The following is a 16,446-nucleotide window of genomic DNA, read 5'->3' as shown; positions in this document are numbered from 1 at the left end:
AATTGAGTTGACAAAAAACTTAGATGAAATGCAGGTCTTGCTCTTCCAGTGGAAGGTTTTTGATTTCTTTTAGTTTACTTGCATCCCACGCTTCGATGGCTAGCGATAGGGCCTCTGTAATCGAAGATGGTTCTAGCAGATCAATCTTAAGATAGTGTAGTGCGCGCAAGAGTGTAGGAAGGTGGCCGTTTTTAATTGGCTTGGCATGATTTTGTTTGCTTATTTTATCGCCAGAGTGATTGGTGATGAGTGGGATGTGGCAAATGTTCGGCGGTATCCATCCAAATAAATCATAGAGGTGAAGCTGTTGAGCGGTGGTTTCAATTAGATCTGCGCCCCTAACTAAGTGGCTAATATTTTGGAAGTGGTCGTCGACGACAACCGCAAGTTGGTAGGAAAAAAAGCCGTCTTTTCTTTTTAAAACTGGGCAATTATTTTTGAGATCTTCAGTAAATAATAAAGTGCCTTGAATACTGTCTTGGCATTGATAAATCTTCGAACTGGTTTTTAGTCGCCATGAATGGGGGGTGTTTAGCGTGCTTGGACATTCAGTTGGGTGATTGCCGCTGTATTTAGCAAGAGACTGGCGTGTGCAATTGCATGGAAATACGATCTGTTGTTTTTTTAATTCAGACAGCTGTTGTTCGTAAATATTAATGTGCTGGCTTTGAACTCGAATAGATTCGTCGGAAAAAAGCTGGTAACTATCGAGAGTCTTGGTGATTTGTTCGGTGAAGCTGGATTTGCAGCGTGTGCCATCCACATCTTCAATGCGAATGATCCAGCTGCCGTGCTGTTTTTTTGCATCCAAATAGCTCGCTAATGCGCTGACTAGCGAGCCAAAGTGGAGTGGGCCGGTTGGCGAAGGTGCAAAACGGCCACGATAGAGAGTTTGTTCGGGGTTAGTGTGGTGAGACACCAGTGTTAGCCGCCGATTTGTTTCTCTTTGATTTCAGCCAGTGTTTTGCAATCAATACACATGGTCGCTGTCGGACGAGCTTCTAAACGACGAATGCCGATTTCGATACCGCACTCTTCGCAGAAGCCATAATCGTCAGCATCGATAAGCTCAATCGTTTGAGAGATTTTTTTAACCAATTTACGTTCGCGATCTCGAGCGCGAAGTTCTAGGCTAAATTCTTCTTCTTGGCTAGCTCGGTCATTTGGATCAGCATAGTTCACAGCCTCTTCTTTAAGGTGGTGAACGGTGCGATCAACCTCTTCCATAAGATTTTGCTTCCAGTTGAGTAGAATGCTTTTAAAGTGCGCCAACTGGTTTTCGTTCATGTATTCTTCGCCATCCTTAGCAACATAAGGAGTGAAGTCTTTCATTAATGATTCAGGGTTCATATTTGGCATACGCATTGCCTCACTTCGCAGGTTTCCATTGTGGTAGCCTGTAACCAATAAAATTAGGTGATTTATTTTCGGGCGGAAACTTACCAGATAATGTGGCTGTTAACCACATTTTTTGCGCAAAATGTCGCGATATTTTTGAAACGAGTTGATAAAGGTAGAGAAAACGGGATGGAAAAGCATAAGTTAGCAACCAGAGTTGAGCAAATTTCGCCGTTTCAGGTGATGGAAGTATTGGCTCGAGCCAAACAGCTGCAATCTCAAGGTGAAGACGTTATTCATCTTGAGGTTGGTGAGCCAGATTTTGTTGCTGTAGAAGCGGTTGCTAACGCTGGTGTGGAAGCTATTCAGCAAGGTAAAACAGGTTATACCTCGGCAACGGGTTTGCCTGAGCTTAAGCGTGCTATTAGTGATTATTATCTTAGTCGCTATCAGGTAACCGTCTCGCCAGAACGAATTATTGTTACGCCAGGTGCATCAGGGGCTTTGTTACTAATGGCGTCGCTGATGGTGAACGCTGGCGAAGAAGTGGTGATGCCTGACCCATGTTATCCATGTAATAGACATTTTTTAATTCAGGCTGGCGCGACAGCAAAGCTGGTTGAGACAAAGCCTGAAGAGGGTTTTGAGCTGGATCTGAATACGTTATCCGACCATTGGGATAAAAATACATCTGGGCTTTGGCTTGCTTCTCCATCTAATCCGACAGGTGCGGTGCTTAGTAAATCTTATATTTCGCAGGCTTGGGAAAAGGTAAGTGAATTTGGCGGCCATTTGCTGGTGGATGAAATCTACCAAGGTTTGGTTTATGAGGGTGATGACTTTTCTGCTCTTTCTATTTCTGATGATATTTTTGTTGTTAATAGTTTCTCGAAATATTTTGCCATGACAGGCTGGCGATTGGGTTGGTTAGTTGTGCCTGAATGGGCAATTGAAGGCGCGACTAAGCTAGCGCAAAACTTATTTATCGCGGCATCAAGTGTGGCTCAATATGCGGCGGTGCGAGCGTTTTCGCCAGATGTATTCGCCGAGTGTGAAGTGCGTCGGCAAACATTGAACGCTCGCCGATTGGTTTTATTGGAAGGCTTGGAGGTGATAGGTTTGCCAGTAGTTGCGCCGGCGCATGGGGCTTTTTATATCTATGTTGATGTGTCGAGCGTGACGCAGGATGCTATGACTTGGTGTTTAGAGTTACTTGAGCAAGAAAAAGTAGCGCTCACGCCAGGTGCGGATTTTGGTGTCAAGGACGCACATAAGTACGTGCGGTTTGCTTATACCTGCGATGAACAGAGGTTGCAAAAAGCCTTAGAAAGGATTGCTCGTTTCATGGCTTCTTAGTTGTAGATATGGCGGTTTGATTTGTTATTTAAGAGTAAGGTGCAGAGTCTACCCTCTGCGCCTTACTAATATGAAACCTGCTAGTAAGCAGATAACAATTGGAATGCTAACGCCGATGACTGGTGGGAAGTTAATGGCGACACTCATACGGCCAAATAGGTTGAGCGCATTTTGAAATGCCAAGCCTATTATGACCCCTGTAAATATTCGACCGCCCATTGTGGAAGACCTAAGTGGTCCGAAGACGCTTGATAGTGCAACAAGCACGAGTGCTAACGAGGCGATTGGTCGCAGTGCGGTAATCCAAAACTCCAATTCATACTGGGCGCCATCGAGTTTTTGCTGCTTTAAGTAAGTTTGGTAGTTTTTAAGCTGACTTAAAGACAAAGCGTCGGGTTCTTGTGATGCTAAAAACAAGTGTTCTGGTGTGATGCTAACGTTCCAGTTCGCGTGCTCCATGCTTTTTTTCTCTACATGATCGGAGGCGAAGACTGTTTCTGTTACGTTATTTAATTGCCATTGAGAGCCTTCAGTATGTTGTGCGCTGCTTGCCGTTATTATGTTTTTCAATTTCTGGCCATCAGGCGAGAAAATTTGTATACCATATAGCTTGCCCATATCGTCCGCAGCATCAATGTAAACAAAAGTATTGTCGGCTTTTAGCCAGACGCCTCCTGTTAGTGAGAAAGTTCCACTTTCTTGGCCTTTGAATTTTTCTATTAGGTTCGCTTTTTGCTCTGCAACAGGGGCAACAAATTCTGAAATCCCCATGCCTAGCAGGGAAACAAATAGGATTGGTTGGCATGCTGCAATACCAATGCGCCAGATTGGCATTCCCGCGGCACGCATAACGGTTAATTCTGATGTCGCAGCTAATGTGCCTAAGCCCATTAGGGTGCCAATCAATGAGGCCACTGGAATGTATTCTGCTAATTTTCCAGGCAGGCGGAACATGATCACCTGTAACAGAGATTGAATGGTGTAGTTATCATTTACTTTTTTGATTTGCTCTATAAAAGTTAGCGCAAAATCTAATCCAAGCAGTACCACGGCGACAATTAAAAATGCCCATAAAACGCTGCTGGCAATGTATTTATCTATTTTAGTCATATTGGTTACTCGTTTGAGTCCGCTGCGTTGGGAAGTCTGGCTTTGCGGCGCTCAAAGACTTGATTGTACTGCGCAAAAAGCACTGCAGCGATGAGTATGAACATGCCATGTATCCACCATAAACCGAGTTGAATAGGGAGCCTGCCTTTTTCGAGGCCTGTACGTCCCCAAATGAGAAGGGCGATATAGAATATCATCAACAGGATAGCAGGTAGCATTTTGAAAAAACGGCCTTGTCTTGGATTTACCTGGCTTAGCGAAAGTCCAATGATGGCAAGGATAGGAATAATAATAACCAATGAAATACGCCATTGGAGCTCGACTTTTTCTAAAAGATTATCGCTGTTTATTAAGCTAAAAGTGGTTTTTGTATATGGATCATCAATGATGCTCTCATCTTTACTTTCCATGCGCACTGCGTAGGTATCAAATTGTGTAATGCTGTAGTTCGCAGTGCCAGGTTTGCCTTCGTAACGTGTGCCATTCTTGAAGACAAGATAGTTTTGATTGCCTTCAGAGCTAATGCGGATTTGTTCTGCATAAGCTGCAAATGTTTGTATTGGAATATTAGTGTCTTTTTTGCGCACGACATCAGAAAGGAATATTTGATTCATCCAGCCTTCTTCAGTAAAGCTATCTATGTAGCTTGTGCGTTGGCCGCTGCCTTCAAAGCGTCCGGGGATGAGAAAGTCAAAGGCAGATAGTTGGTCTTGCGCCTGAGAGGCTTCTGCTGCTTTATATTCGCTGTATGGCGCGAGCCAAAAATTCACAGAAGCGCTGACCGAGCCGACAATAAAGGCAATGCCAAGAGTGTAACCGGCAAGTTTTAGTTTACTAATGCCGCTGGAAAAGAGCACAGACATTTCGTTTTCTATATAAAGACGACCAAACGAAAGTAGCAAGGCCAAGAAAAAAGCCAGCGGCAGAATCATCTGTACGAAACTAGGAACATGGTAGCCGAGAATGACGAATAAAAATTCGAAGGTCATTCTTCCGTCGGCAATACGGCCTAAGTAGGTGGAAATTCGACCACTTAGAATAACGAGCAGTAAAATAAGAGTTACGCCAACAGTTGACACAAGCACTTCTTTCGCTAAGTATCGGAATAGTCTCAAAGTCACCTCTGGATGGATTCTGCTTTTTAAGCGTAGAGTTGATTACATATCTAAAGCCCCCATTATCTCGTGGTAAGAAGTATATTATCCAGTTTTTTTTAAAATGAGACCTTTGCACGACAACACTGCTGGCAAATAGGGTGTTTGAAAATGGCTTAAAAATGCCGATTTATGACAAATAAATCGTGTTTTTGCTTTGTCTTTGCTTCGCTGGTGGCCTTGTGTAAATGTCTTGAAGTTATTTTATTGAGGGTTTTTTCATGAATATGGCGTTATTTGATCGCTTATCCACAGTTCAAGCGGATTTGCTTGTTGCATTTGTTCCAAGTGAGGGTGACTTTCCGGAGTCAACGTCTTGGATTGATGAGAGTGCCAATGGGCAAGTCTCTCAATTACGTGAAACAGGTGTATTTAAAGGTGGCGTGGCACAAACGCTATTGCTACCTGGTGTATCACAAGATTTCGCACAGGCGGTGTTGTTAGTTGGCATTGGTAAAGATGCTCAGTTGAGTGATATGCAAGCTCGTAAAGTCATTGCCGCCGTAGCAGCTCAAATTAAAGGTTTGCCATTCGCATCAGTTGCGGTCGCAAGCGCTGGGTTAGTGCTGAAAAATCGTTCTCAGGCTGATGTGCTCGCTCTGGTTGCTCAATGGTTAAATGAAGGCTTTTACAACTTCCTTGGCTTTAAAAAAGACGATGCTGAGAAAGCGACAAAAGTTACGTCCTTATTGTTAGAGGGCACAGATGAAGCGGCTTTGGCAATTGGTACGGCTACGGCGAAAGGTTCTGCTTTTGCTCGTCAACTAGGAAATCTTCCTGGTAACGTGTGTACGCCAAGTTACTTAGCATCTAAAGCGCAGCAGCTAGGTGAAGAGTACAGTATCGGTGTTGAGTTACTAGACGAAAGTAAAATGGATGAGCTAGGCATGCATTGCTTGTTGTCTGTAGGTCATGGTAGTGATCAGCCAAGTTATTTGATTGTAATGAACTATCGTGGTGGAGAGGAAGGCGAGGCGCCTCACGTTCTTCTGGGTAAAGGTATTACTTTCGATACCGGTGGTATTTCCTTGAAGCCTGGTCCGAAAATGGACGAGATGAAATACGATATGTGTGGTGCTGCTAGCGTTTTCGGTACGATGAAAGCGATTTGTGAGTTAAAACCAAAATTGAACTTCACGGCTGTTATTGCAGCCGCTGAGAATATGCCAAGTGGTCGTGCAACTAAGCCAGGCGATATTGTGAAAACCATGTCTGGTCAAACGGTAGAGATTTTAAATACCGATGCCGAAGGTCGTTTAGTGCTTTGTGATGCTTTGACTTACATTGAGCGCTTCAAACCGAAATCAGTTGTTGATATTGCCACTCTTACGGGTGCTTGTGTGGTTGCTTTGGGTAGCGTTAACTCAGGTATGTACGCGAACAATGATGATCTAGCATCAGAATTGAAAACAGCAAGCCAAGTTTCTGCCGATAAGATTTGGCAAATGCCGCTAGACGAAGAATATCAGCAGCAGCTTGATAGTAATTTTGCAGACATTGGTAATATTGGTGGTCCAGAAGCGGGATCTGTTACTGCTGCGTGTTTCTTGTCTCGCTTTACTGGTTCTTATCCTTGGGCGCATTTGGATATTGCCGGCACAGCTTGGGCTGGTGGTGCAGCCAAAGGAGCAAGTGGTCGTCCAGTGGCTTTGTTGACACGCTATTTGCTTGGTAAAGCGTAACTAACTCGCTCTATTACTGACGCATAGCGTTTATTAAAAGCAGCAATCATTAATGGTTGCTGCTTTTTTTTATTCAGTCTTTTAAAAGGAAAGATTAGTCTGATCAAGGTGTTATTTTTTTTCGGGCTAGGTTGAGTCTATTATCTTCATTTGGAGAGGGTGGACTTTTGTGTTCTTCAATGCGAAAGTTGAGGGCTTCAAATGATGGGTTAAGCGAATAATATTGCTTAATCCTTGTATTTTGCCTTCTTAATATTGGTTTTTCCTATGTCAGATTTAGCCACTCAGTATGATGATGGTGTTTTTGAGCCAGATGAAGAAACCTTGATTTCCGCTTTACGGAATCAAGATGACATTCCTATTTTGATGGATATTGTCGCTGAGAGAGTCGACGTCGAGAAAACGGCTTTTTCCGTAAGTCAGGAAGAGCACTTGGCGCACTCTTTTGATGACCCTTTAATGGATGAAGAATTAAAAGAAGAAGCTGTTAGTGAAAGTGTTCAACAAGAAGCTTCTCAAAATGATCTCTTTGATCATTCTTTAGATACAGCGACACCAGATAATGTTGTTACTGATTCTGTTTTATCCCAAGAACTTATTGCCAAAACCATTGCGGAAGTACTTGAAAAACGTTTGCCAGAGTTGGTATCGGAAGTGATGCAAGCATTGCAGTCTGCTAGGGCAGTCCAGAATGGTAATACAATTCAAGAAGAGTAATACAAATCAATAGTCGTTTTACGTATCTGCAGACGGCTTAATTACCCACGTGTTATTCTTTATCTTGTTATGACACGTTATAATTCTTCAACTTACAATTGATCGCTACATAAGAGCCTTAAGACATCATAATGGAAAAGACCTACCAACCTCAGAGTATTGAACAGCCTATTTATAAACGTTGGGAAGAGGGTGGATATTTTTCCCCTCAAGGCAACGGTTCTCCATTCTCTATCATGATTCCACCACCAAACGTCACCGGTAGTTTGCACATGGGGCATGCTTTTCAGCATACCTTGATGGATGCGATGATTCGCCGTGAACGCATGAAAGGTAGCCGTACTTTGTGGCAGCCGGGTTGTGACCATGCGGGTATCGCGACTCAAATGGTGGTTGAACGCCAATTAGCCGCTCAGAATATTACTCGTCATGATCTTGGTCGTGAAAAGTTCCTTGAAAAAGTCTGGGAATGGAAGGGTGAATCTGGCGGTACTATTTCTGATCAGATGCGCGTTTTAGGTGATTCTGTTGCTTGGGATAAAGAACGTTTCACTATGGATCCGGGCATGTCGGCTGCGGTTCAGGAAGTGTTTGTACGTTTATTTGACGAAGGCATCATTTACCGTGGTCAGCGTCTTGTAAACTGGGATCCAGTGTTGCATACGGCAATTTCTGATCTTGAAGTCGTTTCTGAAGAAGAAAATGGCTTCATGTGGTACTTCCGTTACCCACTTGCTGATGGTGTGAAAACAACTGATGGCAAAGATCACATCGTTGTAGCAACGACACGTCCTGAAACTATGTTCGGTGACGCTGCTGTTGCGGTTGCATTGGATGACGAGCGCTTTACAGATCTTGTTGGTAAATTTGTTGAATTGCCATTGGTTGGTCGTCGTATTCCAATCGTTGCTGACGAATATGTAGATAAAGAATTTGGTACGGGTTGTGTGAAAATTACGCCCGCTCACGATTTCAATGACTATGAAGTAGGCAAGCGCCACGACATGCCATTGATCAATATTTTGACCGACGATGCGGCGATCAACGACGTAGCGCCTGAAAAATATCGTGGTATGGATCGTTTTGACGCTCGAAAAGCGGTTGTTGCTGATTTTGATGCGCTTGGCTTGCTTGAGAAAGTTGTTGATCACAAATTAAAAGTACCACGTGGTGAACGTGGCAATACGGTTATTGAACCTTATCTAACACAGCAGTGGTATGTCGCGGTTGAATCATTGGCTAAGCCTGCGATCGAAGCTGTTGAAAATGGCGATATCCAATTTGTGCCTAAGCAATGGGAAAACACTTATTTTGCTTGGATGCGTGACCTTCAGGATTGGTGTATTTCTCGTCAGCTTTGGTGGGGGCATCAGATTCCAGCCTGGTATGATGCGGATGGCAAACACTACGTTGGTAAAAATGAAGAGGAAGTTCGCGCAAAATACAGCCTAGGTGCTGATGTTGGGCTAACTCAAGATGAAGACGTGCTAGATACTTGGTTCTCTTCCGCTCTTTGGACCTTTGCTACACAAGGCTGGCCAGAAGAAACACAAGATTTTGCTGAGTTTAGTGAGTCGGATGTGTTGGTAACCGGCTTTGATATCATTTTCTTCTGGGTTGCCAGAATGATTATGATGACATTGAAGTTTACCGACAAAGTACCGTTTAAAACGGTTTATATCACTGGCCTTATTCGTGATGAGCGCGGTGATAAAATGTCGAAATCCAAAGGTAATGTTATCGATCCACTGGATTTGATTAATGGTATTGATATCGAATCTTTGGTTGCGAAACGTACTTACGGCATGATGCAGCCGCGCTTGGCTGAAAAAGTCGAAAAGAATACTCGTGAAACCTACCCAGAAGGTATTCAAGCCTACGGTACTGATGCACTGCGCTTTACGCTTTGTTCATTGGCGTCTGGTGGTCGAGATATTAAGTTCGATCTTAATCGTCTTGAAGGTTACCGTAACTTCTGTAACAAGATTTGGAACGCGACGCGTTATGTCTTGATGAATACTGAAGATCAAGACTGTGGGCAGAATGGCGCTGAGGTTGAGCTGTCTCTTGCCGACAAGTGGATTATTTCTCGCTTGCAACATGCTGAAGACGCAGTAAATCGTGCTTTCGATACGCATCGTTTCGATTTGGCTTCTCAAGCATTGTACGAATTTATGTGGCACGAATACTGTGATTGGTATTTGGAATTGTCTAAGCCTGTACTTTGGGACGAAAGTGCCACAGCAGCGCAATTGACGGGTACTCGTCGTACCTTGGTTCGCGTATTGGAAGCTTTCCTTCGTCTTGCTCATCCAATGATGCCATTCTTGACCGAAGAAATTTGGCAGCGTGTTGCACCGCTAGCTGGCATCGAAGGCGAAACCGTTATGTTGGGTAAATACCCAGCGGCTGATGAAGCGAAAAAAGACGCGCAAGCAGAAGCAGACGTTGAATGGCTGAAAGGTGTTATCGAAGGCATTCGTAATATCCGTGGTGAAATGAATATTTCTCCTTCTAAGCCGCTTACTATTTTTTTCCGTAATGGTTCTGAGCAAGATCAGGCTCGTTTGGATGCGAACTTAACCTTCTTGCAAACGCTGGCTAAATTAGAGTCTGTAACTTGGTTGAATGCGGGCGATGAAGCGCCAATGTCAGCCACTGCGTTAGTGGGTGATATGGAAGTGCTTGTACCAATGGCTGGCTTGATTGATAAAGAAGCTGAACTTGCTCGTTTGCAAAAAGAAATCGATAAAGCGTCAAAAGAATTGCAACGCATCCAAGGCAAACTTTCCAACGACAGTTTTGTGGCGAAAGCGCCTGTTGAAGTGGTTGAGAAAGAGCGCGCTAAGTGTGATGACTTGCAGTTGGCGGTCGGTAAGTTAGAAGAGCAAAAGATCAGTATTGAATCTTTGTAAATACGCGTTGTAAAAACATAAGGTCGGAAGTCTGTTTTGGTTTCTGACCTTACGCTTACTTAATAAAAATAAAAAAGAGGCGAGATAGTAATGGAAAGATTAACTGGAAAAGTTAAGTGGTTTAACGACGCTAAAGGCGTGGGTTTTATTAAGAGAGAAGACGACAGCGATGTGTTTGTGCATTACAAGTCGATTGTTTGTGATGGACACAAAAGCCTGAGAAAAGGGCAGTCGGTTAGTTTTCTTTTATCTGAAACTGATTTTGGCTTGCAAGCGATGGAAGTGCGTTTAGAAAAAGAGGCGCAAGTTGCATCCTCTGACTCTAATCAACAGCTTGAAAGTGCTTAGTTTATTTAGATTCTGTTAGCATCTTGTGCGCGAGTTTGACGAAGTCGACTGGCGTAATGATACCAACGAGTTTGTTGTCTTGAGTTACTGGTAGGCAGCCGTATTTGTTTTCAATGAAAAACTCTGCGGCCATGTCCAAATCTGTGTCAGGGCTTACGGTAAGTATGTCTTTATTCATCGCATTAGTGATGGGAGTTTGCTGCTCTTTTTTTGAAAGCTGCTGGGTGCCAAACTGACTAACAAGATGGAAGGCGTGACGTAAGTATTCTCGCTGCGTGAGCATGCCAACACATTCCCCTGCGTCATTGACGATTGGGATGTTCCTAATGTTTTTTTCTTGCATCAATGCTTTGGCTTTTGCCAAAGAATCATTTTCTCTTAATGTAATTAAGTTAGTAATCATTAAGTCGGCTACAGTGCGCATGAATCAGTCTCCATATGTCTATTTCAGCGTGTTTATTTTGACAGTAAGGTTCAGTGTAGAGCGTATTAAGTATGAAAGGCAATTATGTCTTACAAGGCAACTGTGTATTAGAAAAAGTATAGCGGCCTTGAGGTAGATCAATAATGACAGATCAAGAATGGATGGAACGCGCGATAGCGCTGGCTGCAAAAGCGGCATCAGAAAATGAAATCCCAGTGGGCGCTATTGTCGTGCTTAATGACGAAATTATCGGTGAGGGCTACAACGGGCCAATTTCTCTTTGTGACCCAACTGCCCATGCAGAAATTCAAGCGATTCGTATGGCCTGTAAAACCATGAATAATTATCGTCTGCCCGATGCTACTTTATATGTAACATTGGAGCCTTGCTCTATGTGCGCTGGCGCTATGGTTCATGCGCGTATTGATAGAGTGGTTTATGCAGCGACGGAACCCAAAAGCGGTATTGTAGAAAGTCAGGGACAATTCTTTGAAGCGCCATTTCTTAATCACAAGGTGAAAGTTGAGTCTGGTGTATTGGCCGAAATAGCTTCTAGTCAGCTTACTCAGTTCTTTCAATATCGTCGCGAACAAAAAAAGAAGCTCAAGGAACAGGCAAAAAAGGCGATTTAGGTGATTAATTCCGTCATTTTGTGTAGAAATTTCATACTCTGCTAGCCTCTATTTGCTTCATTGATTTAAAATACCCGCACCATTTCCCCAAAACTACCAAGTGAGGCAATACTCAACATGCTAACTCTGCATGGTTCCGCAGCGCTATCAGCGTTTCGCAAGGCAAAGTTATTAGCCAATATGCAAGCATCTATCCCATCTGTCACAGATGTTGATGCTCAATTTCTCCATTTTGTGGAGCTGGTTGATAATCAAACGCTTACTGCTGAACAGGAAACTGTTCTACAACGCGCTTTGGCCTACGGTCCTAAATCCTCCCAAGTCAGTTCATCTGATCAAAGTGTTTTAGTGGTTCCTCGTTTAGGAACGATTTCACCTTGGTCATCGAAAGCAACCGATATCCTTCATAACTGTGGCCTTGCGGCCGTATCCCGCGTTGAACGTGGCGTGGAATACTTTATCCATAGCTCGGTGCCATTGGCGCTTGAAGAGCTAGATTTGTTGTCTGCTATGTTGCATGACCGCATGACAGAAAGCGTGCTTCCGGCATTGAGCGACGCGACTGACATGTTCTCTCATGCAGAACCGGCACCAATGACAAGTGTTGATGTTCTAGGTGGCGGCCGTGCAGCCTTGGTTGAGGCAAACCAAACGCTCGGTCTTGCCCTTGCTGATGACGAAATTGATTATCTTGTTGAGTCTTTCATTGAGTTGGGTCGTAACCCAATCGATGTTGAGCTAATGATGTTTGCTCAAGCAAACTCTGAACATTGTCGTCATAAAATCTTTAATGCGTCTTGGACCATTGATGGCGAAGAGCAAGAGCGCTCTTTGTTTAAAATGATCAAGAACACTCACGAACATAATCCACATGGCACCTTGTCTGCTTATAAAGACAACGCTGCTGTGATGGAAGGTCACTTTGGTGGTCGTTTCTTCCCGTCGGCAGAAACACGTGAATACGATTTCAGTCATGAACACATCGATATTTTGATGAAGGTAGAAACCCACAACCACCCAACGGCCATTTCACCATTTTCTGGCGCAGCAACAGGTTCTGGTGGTGAGATCCGTGATGAAGGCGCGACAGGTATTGGTTCTAAACCAAAAGCAGGTTTGAGCGGTTACACAGTATCTGATCTTAAAATCCCAGGTTTTGAACAGCCATGGGAAAGCTACTATGGCAAACCATCTCGTATCGTAACGCCTTTGGACATTATGATCGAAGGGCCTATTGGTGGCGCCGCATTTAATAATGAGTTTGGTCGTCCAAACCTATTGGGTTACTTCCGTACTTACGAACAAACCATCCAAGGCGCGTCTCAAGAAGAAGTGCGTGGTTATCACAAGCCAATCATGTTGGCGGGCGGTATCGGTAACATTCGTCGTGAGCATGTTGAAAAACAAGAGATCAAAGTTGGCGCTAAGTTAATCGTACTTGGTGGTCCTGCGATGTTGATTGGTCTTGGCGGCGGCGCAGCGTCTTCTATGGCATCTGCCGATGGTAACGAAGATCTTGATTTTGCTTCTGTACAACGTGGTAACCCAGAAATGGAGCGTCGTTGTCAGGAAGTGATCGACCGTTGCTGGCAGCTTGGCGATAAAAACCCAATCAGCTTTATCCATGATGTGGGCGCTGGTGGTTTGTCTAACGCTTTGCCTGAACTAGTAAAAGACGGCGAACGCGGTGGTAACTTTGATTTGCGTAAGGTGCTTAATGATGAGCCGGGCATGTCTCCACTAGAAATCTGGTGTAACGAATCGCAAGAGCGTTATGTTATGGCAGTTTCTCCAGATCGTGTCGCAGAATTTACGGCGATTTGTGAGCGTGAACGTTGTCCTTTTGCCATCGTTGGTGAAGCGAAAGAAGAAATGCATTTGCAAGTAGCAGATGAACATTTTGGTAATAATCCTGTTGATTTGCCAATGTCTGTTTTATTTGGCAAACCGCCTAAGATGCACCGTGAAGCAACCAAATCGATTATTGCTGGTGATAATTTCACGGCGGTAGAAGTAGATCTTGCGGAGGCTGCAAATCGCGTATTGAGTTTGCCTACGGTAGCGAGCAAGAACTTCTTGATCACTATTGGTGATCGCTCAATCACGGGTATGGTTGCTCGCGATCAAATGGTGGGTCCATGGCAAGTGCCTGTAGCGGATGTGGCGGTAACAACGTCTTCTTTAGAAAGCTACACCGGCGAAGCTATGACGATGGGCGAGCGTACGCCTATTGCTTTATTGGATGCGCCAGCATCGGGTCGTATGGCGGTTGGTGAAGCGTTAACTAACTTGGCTGCAGCACACATTACTAAACGTAGTAGCATTAAGTTGTCTGCAAACTGGATGGCGGCTGCTGGCCATGAAGGCGAAGATGAAAAACTCTATCAAACGGTAAAAGCTGTCGGTATGGAGTTGTGTCCAGCATTGGATATTGCTATTCCAGTGGGTAAAGACTCCATGTCGATGAAGACCGTATGGAAAGAAGATGGCAAAGAAAAAGCTGTTACTTCACCTTTGTCTTTGGTTATCTCAGCCTTTGCTCCAGTTACGGATGTTCGTAAAACACTTACGCCTGAACTGCAAAATAAAGCTGATACGCGTTTGTTATTGATTGACTTGGGTGCGGGTAAAAATCGTCTTGGCGGTTCTGTTATTGCTCAGGTTTATAATAAGCTGGGCCAGCAAGCGCCAGATGTAGATGATGCAGCAGCATTGGCTGGCTTTTTCGATACGACTCAAGCATTAAATGCTGAAGGTAAATTGTTAGCTTACCATGACCGTTCTGATGGCGGTGCGTTTGCTACTTTAGTTGAGATGTCATTTGCGAGTCATTTAGGGTTGAATATTGATCTTGATGAAACCATTACTAATCGCATGCAAGTGGCGCCAGCTTTATTTAATGAAGAGTTGGGGGCAGTCATCCAAGTTAATGAGTCTGATGTAACGGAAGTTATTTCTGCTTATGCAAACGCTGGTGTTACGACGACTCCGATTGCAACATTGTCCGGTGATGATTCGATCCGTGTTTGTTTTGCTGGTGAAACATTGCTAGAAGAAACGCGTATTAATTGGCAGCGTGTTTGGTCTGAAACCAGTTACCGTATTCAAGCATTGCGTGATAATCCTGATTCAGCACAGCAAGAATTTGATAGCCTGTTGGATGCGAAAGACCCAGGTCTATCTGCTGACGTTCGTTTTGATCAAAATGAAGATATTGTTGCAGCCTTCATTGCGTCTGGCGTTAAACCTAAGATTGCCGTACTACGCGAGCAAGGTGTAAATGGCCAAGTTGAAATGGCAGCCGCTTTCCATAAGGCCGGTTTCACTCCAGTAGATGTTCATATGAGTGATATCTTGTCTGGTCGTACGACGCTGGATCTGTTTAGTGGTTTGGTAGCTTGTGGCGGTTTCTCATACGGTGACGTATTGGGGGCTGGTGAAGGTTGGGCAAAGTCTATCCTTTTCAACCCAGTTGCTCGTGAGCAATTCGAAGCTTTCTTCAATCGTCCTGATACTTTCACGCTTGGCGTGTGTAATGGTTGTCAGATGTTGTCGAATTTATACGAATTGATTCCTGGTGCAGGTCATTGGCCGAAGTTTGTTCGTAACCAATCTTCTCAGTTTGAGGCTCGTTTGGTTCAGGTAGAAGTGCAAAAGTCGAACTCTATCTTGCTTGCCGGCATGGAAGGTTCTCGTATGCCGATTGCCGTTGCTCATGGCGAAGGTCAAACGGAATACCGTGATGATCAAGACATGGCTGCACTTGCTACAGCAAACCAAATTGCATTGCGTTATGTAGATAACTACGGTCAAGCAACTGAACGTTATCCATTTAACCCAAATGGTTCTGCGCAAGGTGTAACGGGTTTAACATCTGAAGATGGTCGAGTGACTATTATGATGCCTCACCCAGAGCGTGTTTATCGTACGGTTCAGCACAGCTGGCATCCAAGCGAATGGCAAGAGCAAGCGCCATGGTTACGTTTGTTCCAGAATGCGAGAAAGTGGCTAGGTTAATCTAGTTGCTTTAATAGCAAACCATAAAGCCTCTAATCGAAAGATTAGGGGCTTTTTTTATGGTTATTGATTTGGATTGTTTGATAAATAAGCAGCCTTGCTTTGTTCTGAGTGTTTTTTGAACAAAAAAGGCAGCAAACTAAAATAATTAAAAGAATTTCAAAAAAGAGGTTGCACATAAAATTTTGGAATGTATTATACGCACCCACTGACACGGACAACGACGCAAACAAGAGTTTGCCACTTACTTAGGTAAGAGAGTTGAACGTAAGATCAGACGCTCTTTAAAATAGATAATCAGATAATTTGTGTGGGCGCTCGCTGGAGGCTTCAGAAGATTGTCCGGATTGGTTTTTAACTGGTTCGAGATGATCAAAAAAAATTGAAGTCTTGCGAAACGTCTAACACGTCAATTCGCTTTATGTTGGCTTGTTGTTCTTCGGAGCAGTGAGTCGATTAAGTTATTGTTAGTGTAATAGATTTTGAGTAAGCAAACTTTTTAACTGAAGAGTTTGATCATGGCTCAGATTGAACGCTGGCGGCAGGCTTAACACATGCAAGTCGAGCGGTAACAGGGGAGCTTGCTCCTGCTGACGAGCGGCGGACGGGTGAGTAACGCGTAGGAATCTACCTAGTAGAGGGGGACAACATGTGGAAACGCATGCTAATACCGCATACGCCCTAAGGGGGAAAGGAGGGGACTTTTCGGAGCCTTCCGCTATTAGATGAGCCTGCGTAAGATTAGCTAGTTGG

The 16,446-nt window shown here is 44.0% G+C and carries 12 protein-coding genes and 1 other annotated feature; of the genes, 7 read left to right on the top strand and 5 right to left on the bottom strand.

Annotated elements, in window-relative coordinates; all coding sequences use genetic code 11:
• Nucleotides 1-19: 19 nt before the first annotated feature.
• Nucleotides 20-919: a tRNA glutamyl-Q(34) synthetase GluQRS gene (gene gluQRS, locus CYL31_RS18845; RefSeq protein WP_212916672.1), complete on the bottom strand. Its 900-nt coding sequence runs from the start codon at nucleotides 917-919 to the stop codon at nucleotides 20-22.
• 5 nt (nucleotides 920-924) lie between these two features.
• Entirely contained in the window at nucleotides 925-1,359 is a 435-nt protein-coding gene (dksA, locus tag CYL31_RS18840; protein ID WP_430010748.1) for an RNA polymerase-binding protein DksA, read from the bottom strand.
• A 168-nt stretch (nucleotides 1,360-1,527) separates the two neighbouring features.
• On the opposite strand from dksA, the gene CYL31_RS18835 reads away from it, so the two are divergent.
• Nucleotides 1,528-2,694, top strand: coding sequence for an aminotransferase class I/II-fold pyridoxal phosphate-dependent enzyme (locus tag CYL31_RS18835; RefSeq protein WP_212916670.1), 1,167 nt, complete (start codon nucleotides 1,528-1,530; stop codon nucleotides 2,692-2,694).
• A 48-nt stretch (nucleotides 2,695-2,742) separates the two neighbouring features.
• Here the strand turns inward: CYL31_RS18835 and lptG are convergent, their stop codons facing one another.
• Together lptG and lptF are read right to left on the bottom strand one after the other, a co-directional pair.
• Nucleotides 2,743-3,804 (bottom strand): LPS export ABC transporter permease LptG, encoded by a 1,062-nt coding sequence (gene lptG / locus CYL31_RS18830; protein ID WP_212916669.1) that lies wholly within the window; start codon nucleotides 3,802-3,804, stop codon nucleotides 2,743-2,745.
• A 5-nt stretch (nucleotides 3,805-3,809) separates the two neighbouring features.
• A complete protein-coding gene (gene lptF, locus CYL31_RS18825) occupies nucleotides 3,810-4,925 on the bottom strand; it encodes an LPS export ABC transporter permease LptF (protein WP_249411630.1) in 1,116 nt (371 codons plus the stop codon).
• Nucleotides 4,926-5,179: 254 nt separating this feature from the next.
• On the opposite strand from lptF, the gene CYL31_RS18820 reads away from it, so the two are divergent.
• From CYL31_RS18820 to CYL31_RS18805, 4 genes are all read left to right on the top strand, one after another.
• A complete protein-coding gene (locus CYL31_RS18820) occupies nucleotides 5,180-6,640 on the top strand; it encodes a leucyl aminopeptidase (protein ID WP_212916667.1) in 1,461 nt (486 codons plus the stop codon).
• Between the two features lie 267 nt (nucleotides 6,641-6,907).
• Nucleotides 6,908-7,357 (top strand): hypothetical protein, encoded by a 450-nt coding sequence (locus CYL31_RS18815; protein WP_212916666.1) that lies wholly within the window; start codon nucleotides 6,908-6,910, stop codon nucleotides 7,355-7,357.
• A 131-nt stretch (nucleotides 7,358-7,488) separates the two neighbouring features.
• Entirely contained in the window at nucleotides 7,489-10,272 is a 2,784-nt protein-coding gene (locus CYL31_RS18810; protein ID WP_212916665.1) for a valine--tRNA ligase, read from the top strand.
• Nucleotides 10,273-10,362: 90 nt separating this feature from the next.
• Entirely contained in the window at nucleotides 10,363-10,620 is a 258-nt protein-coding gene (locus CYL31_RS18805; protein WP_212916664.1) for a cold-shock protein, read from the top strand.
• Between the two features lies 1 nt (nucleotide 10,621).
• Here the strand turns inward: CYL31_RS18805 and CYL31_RS18800 are convergent, their stop codons facing one another.
• Entirely contained in the window at nucleotides 10,622-11,044 is a 423-nt protein-coding gene (locus CYL31_RS18800; RefSeq protein ID WP_212916663.1) for a CBS domain-containing protein, read from the bottom strand.
• Between the two features lie 143 nt (nucleotides 11,045-11,187).
• Here CYL31_RS18800 and tadA point away from each other — a divergent pair, with 143 nt between their 5' ends.
• Both tadA and purL read left to right on the top strand, forming a co-directional pair.
• Nucleotides 11,188-11,676 carry a tRNA adenosine(34) deaminase TadA gene (tadA, locus tag CYL31_RS18795; RefSeq protein WP_212916662.1) on the top strand — a complete coding sequence of 163 codons (489 nt, stop codon included), beginning with the start codon at nucleotides 11,188-11,190 and terminating at the stop codon, nucleotides 11,674-11,676.
• Nucleotides 11,677-11,793: 117 nt separating this feature from the next.
• Nucleotides 11,794-15,693 carry a phosphoribosylformylglycinamidine synthase gene (gene purL, locus CYL31_RS18790; protein ID WP_212916661.1) on the top strand — a complete coding sequence of 1,300 codons (3,900 nt, stop codon included), beginning with the start codon at nucleotides 11,794-11,796 and terminating at the stop codon, nucleotides 15,691-15,693.
• 617 nt (nucleotides 15,694-16,310) lie between these two features.
• Nucleotides 16,311-16,430, top strand: a sequence feature (16S ribosomal RNA rRNA prediction is too short).
• Nucleotides 16,431-16,446 lie beyond the last annotated feature (16 nt).

This window comes from Marinomonas sp. A3A, from assembly GCF_018336955.1.
GTDB lineage: Bacteria > Pseudomonadota > Gammaproteobacteria > Pseudomonadales > Marinomonadaceae > Marinomonas > Marinomonas lutimaris.
This window is presented reverse-complemented; position numbering and strand designations above follow the sequence as displayed.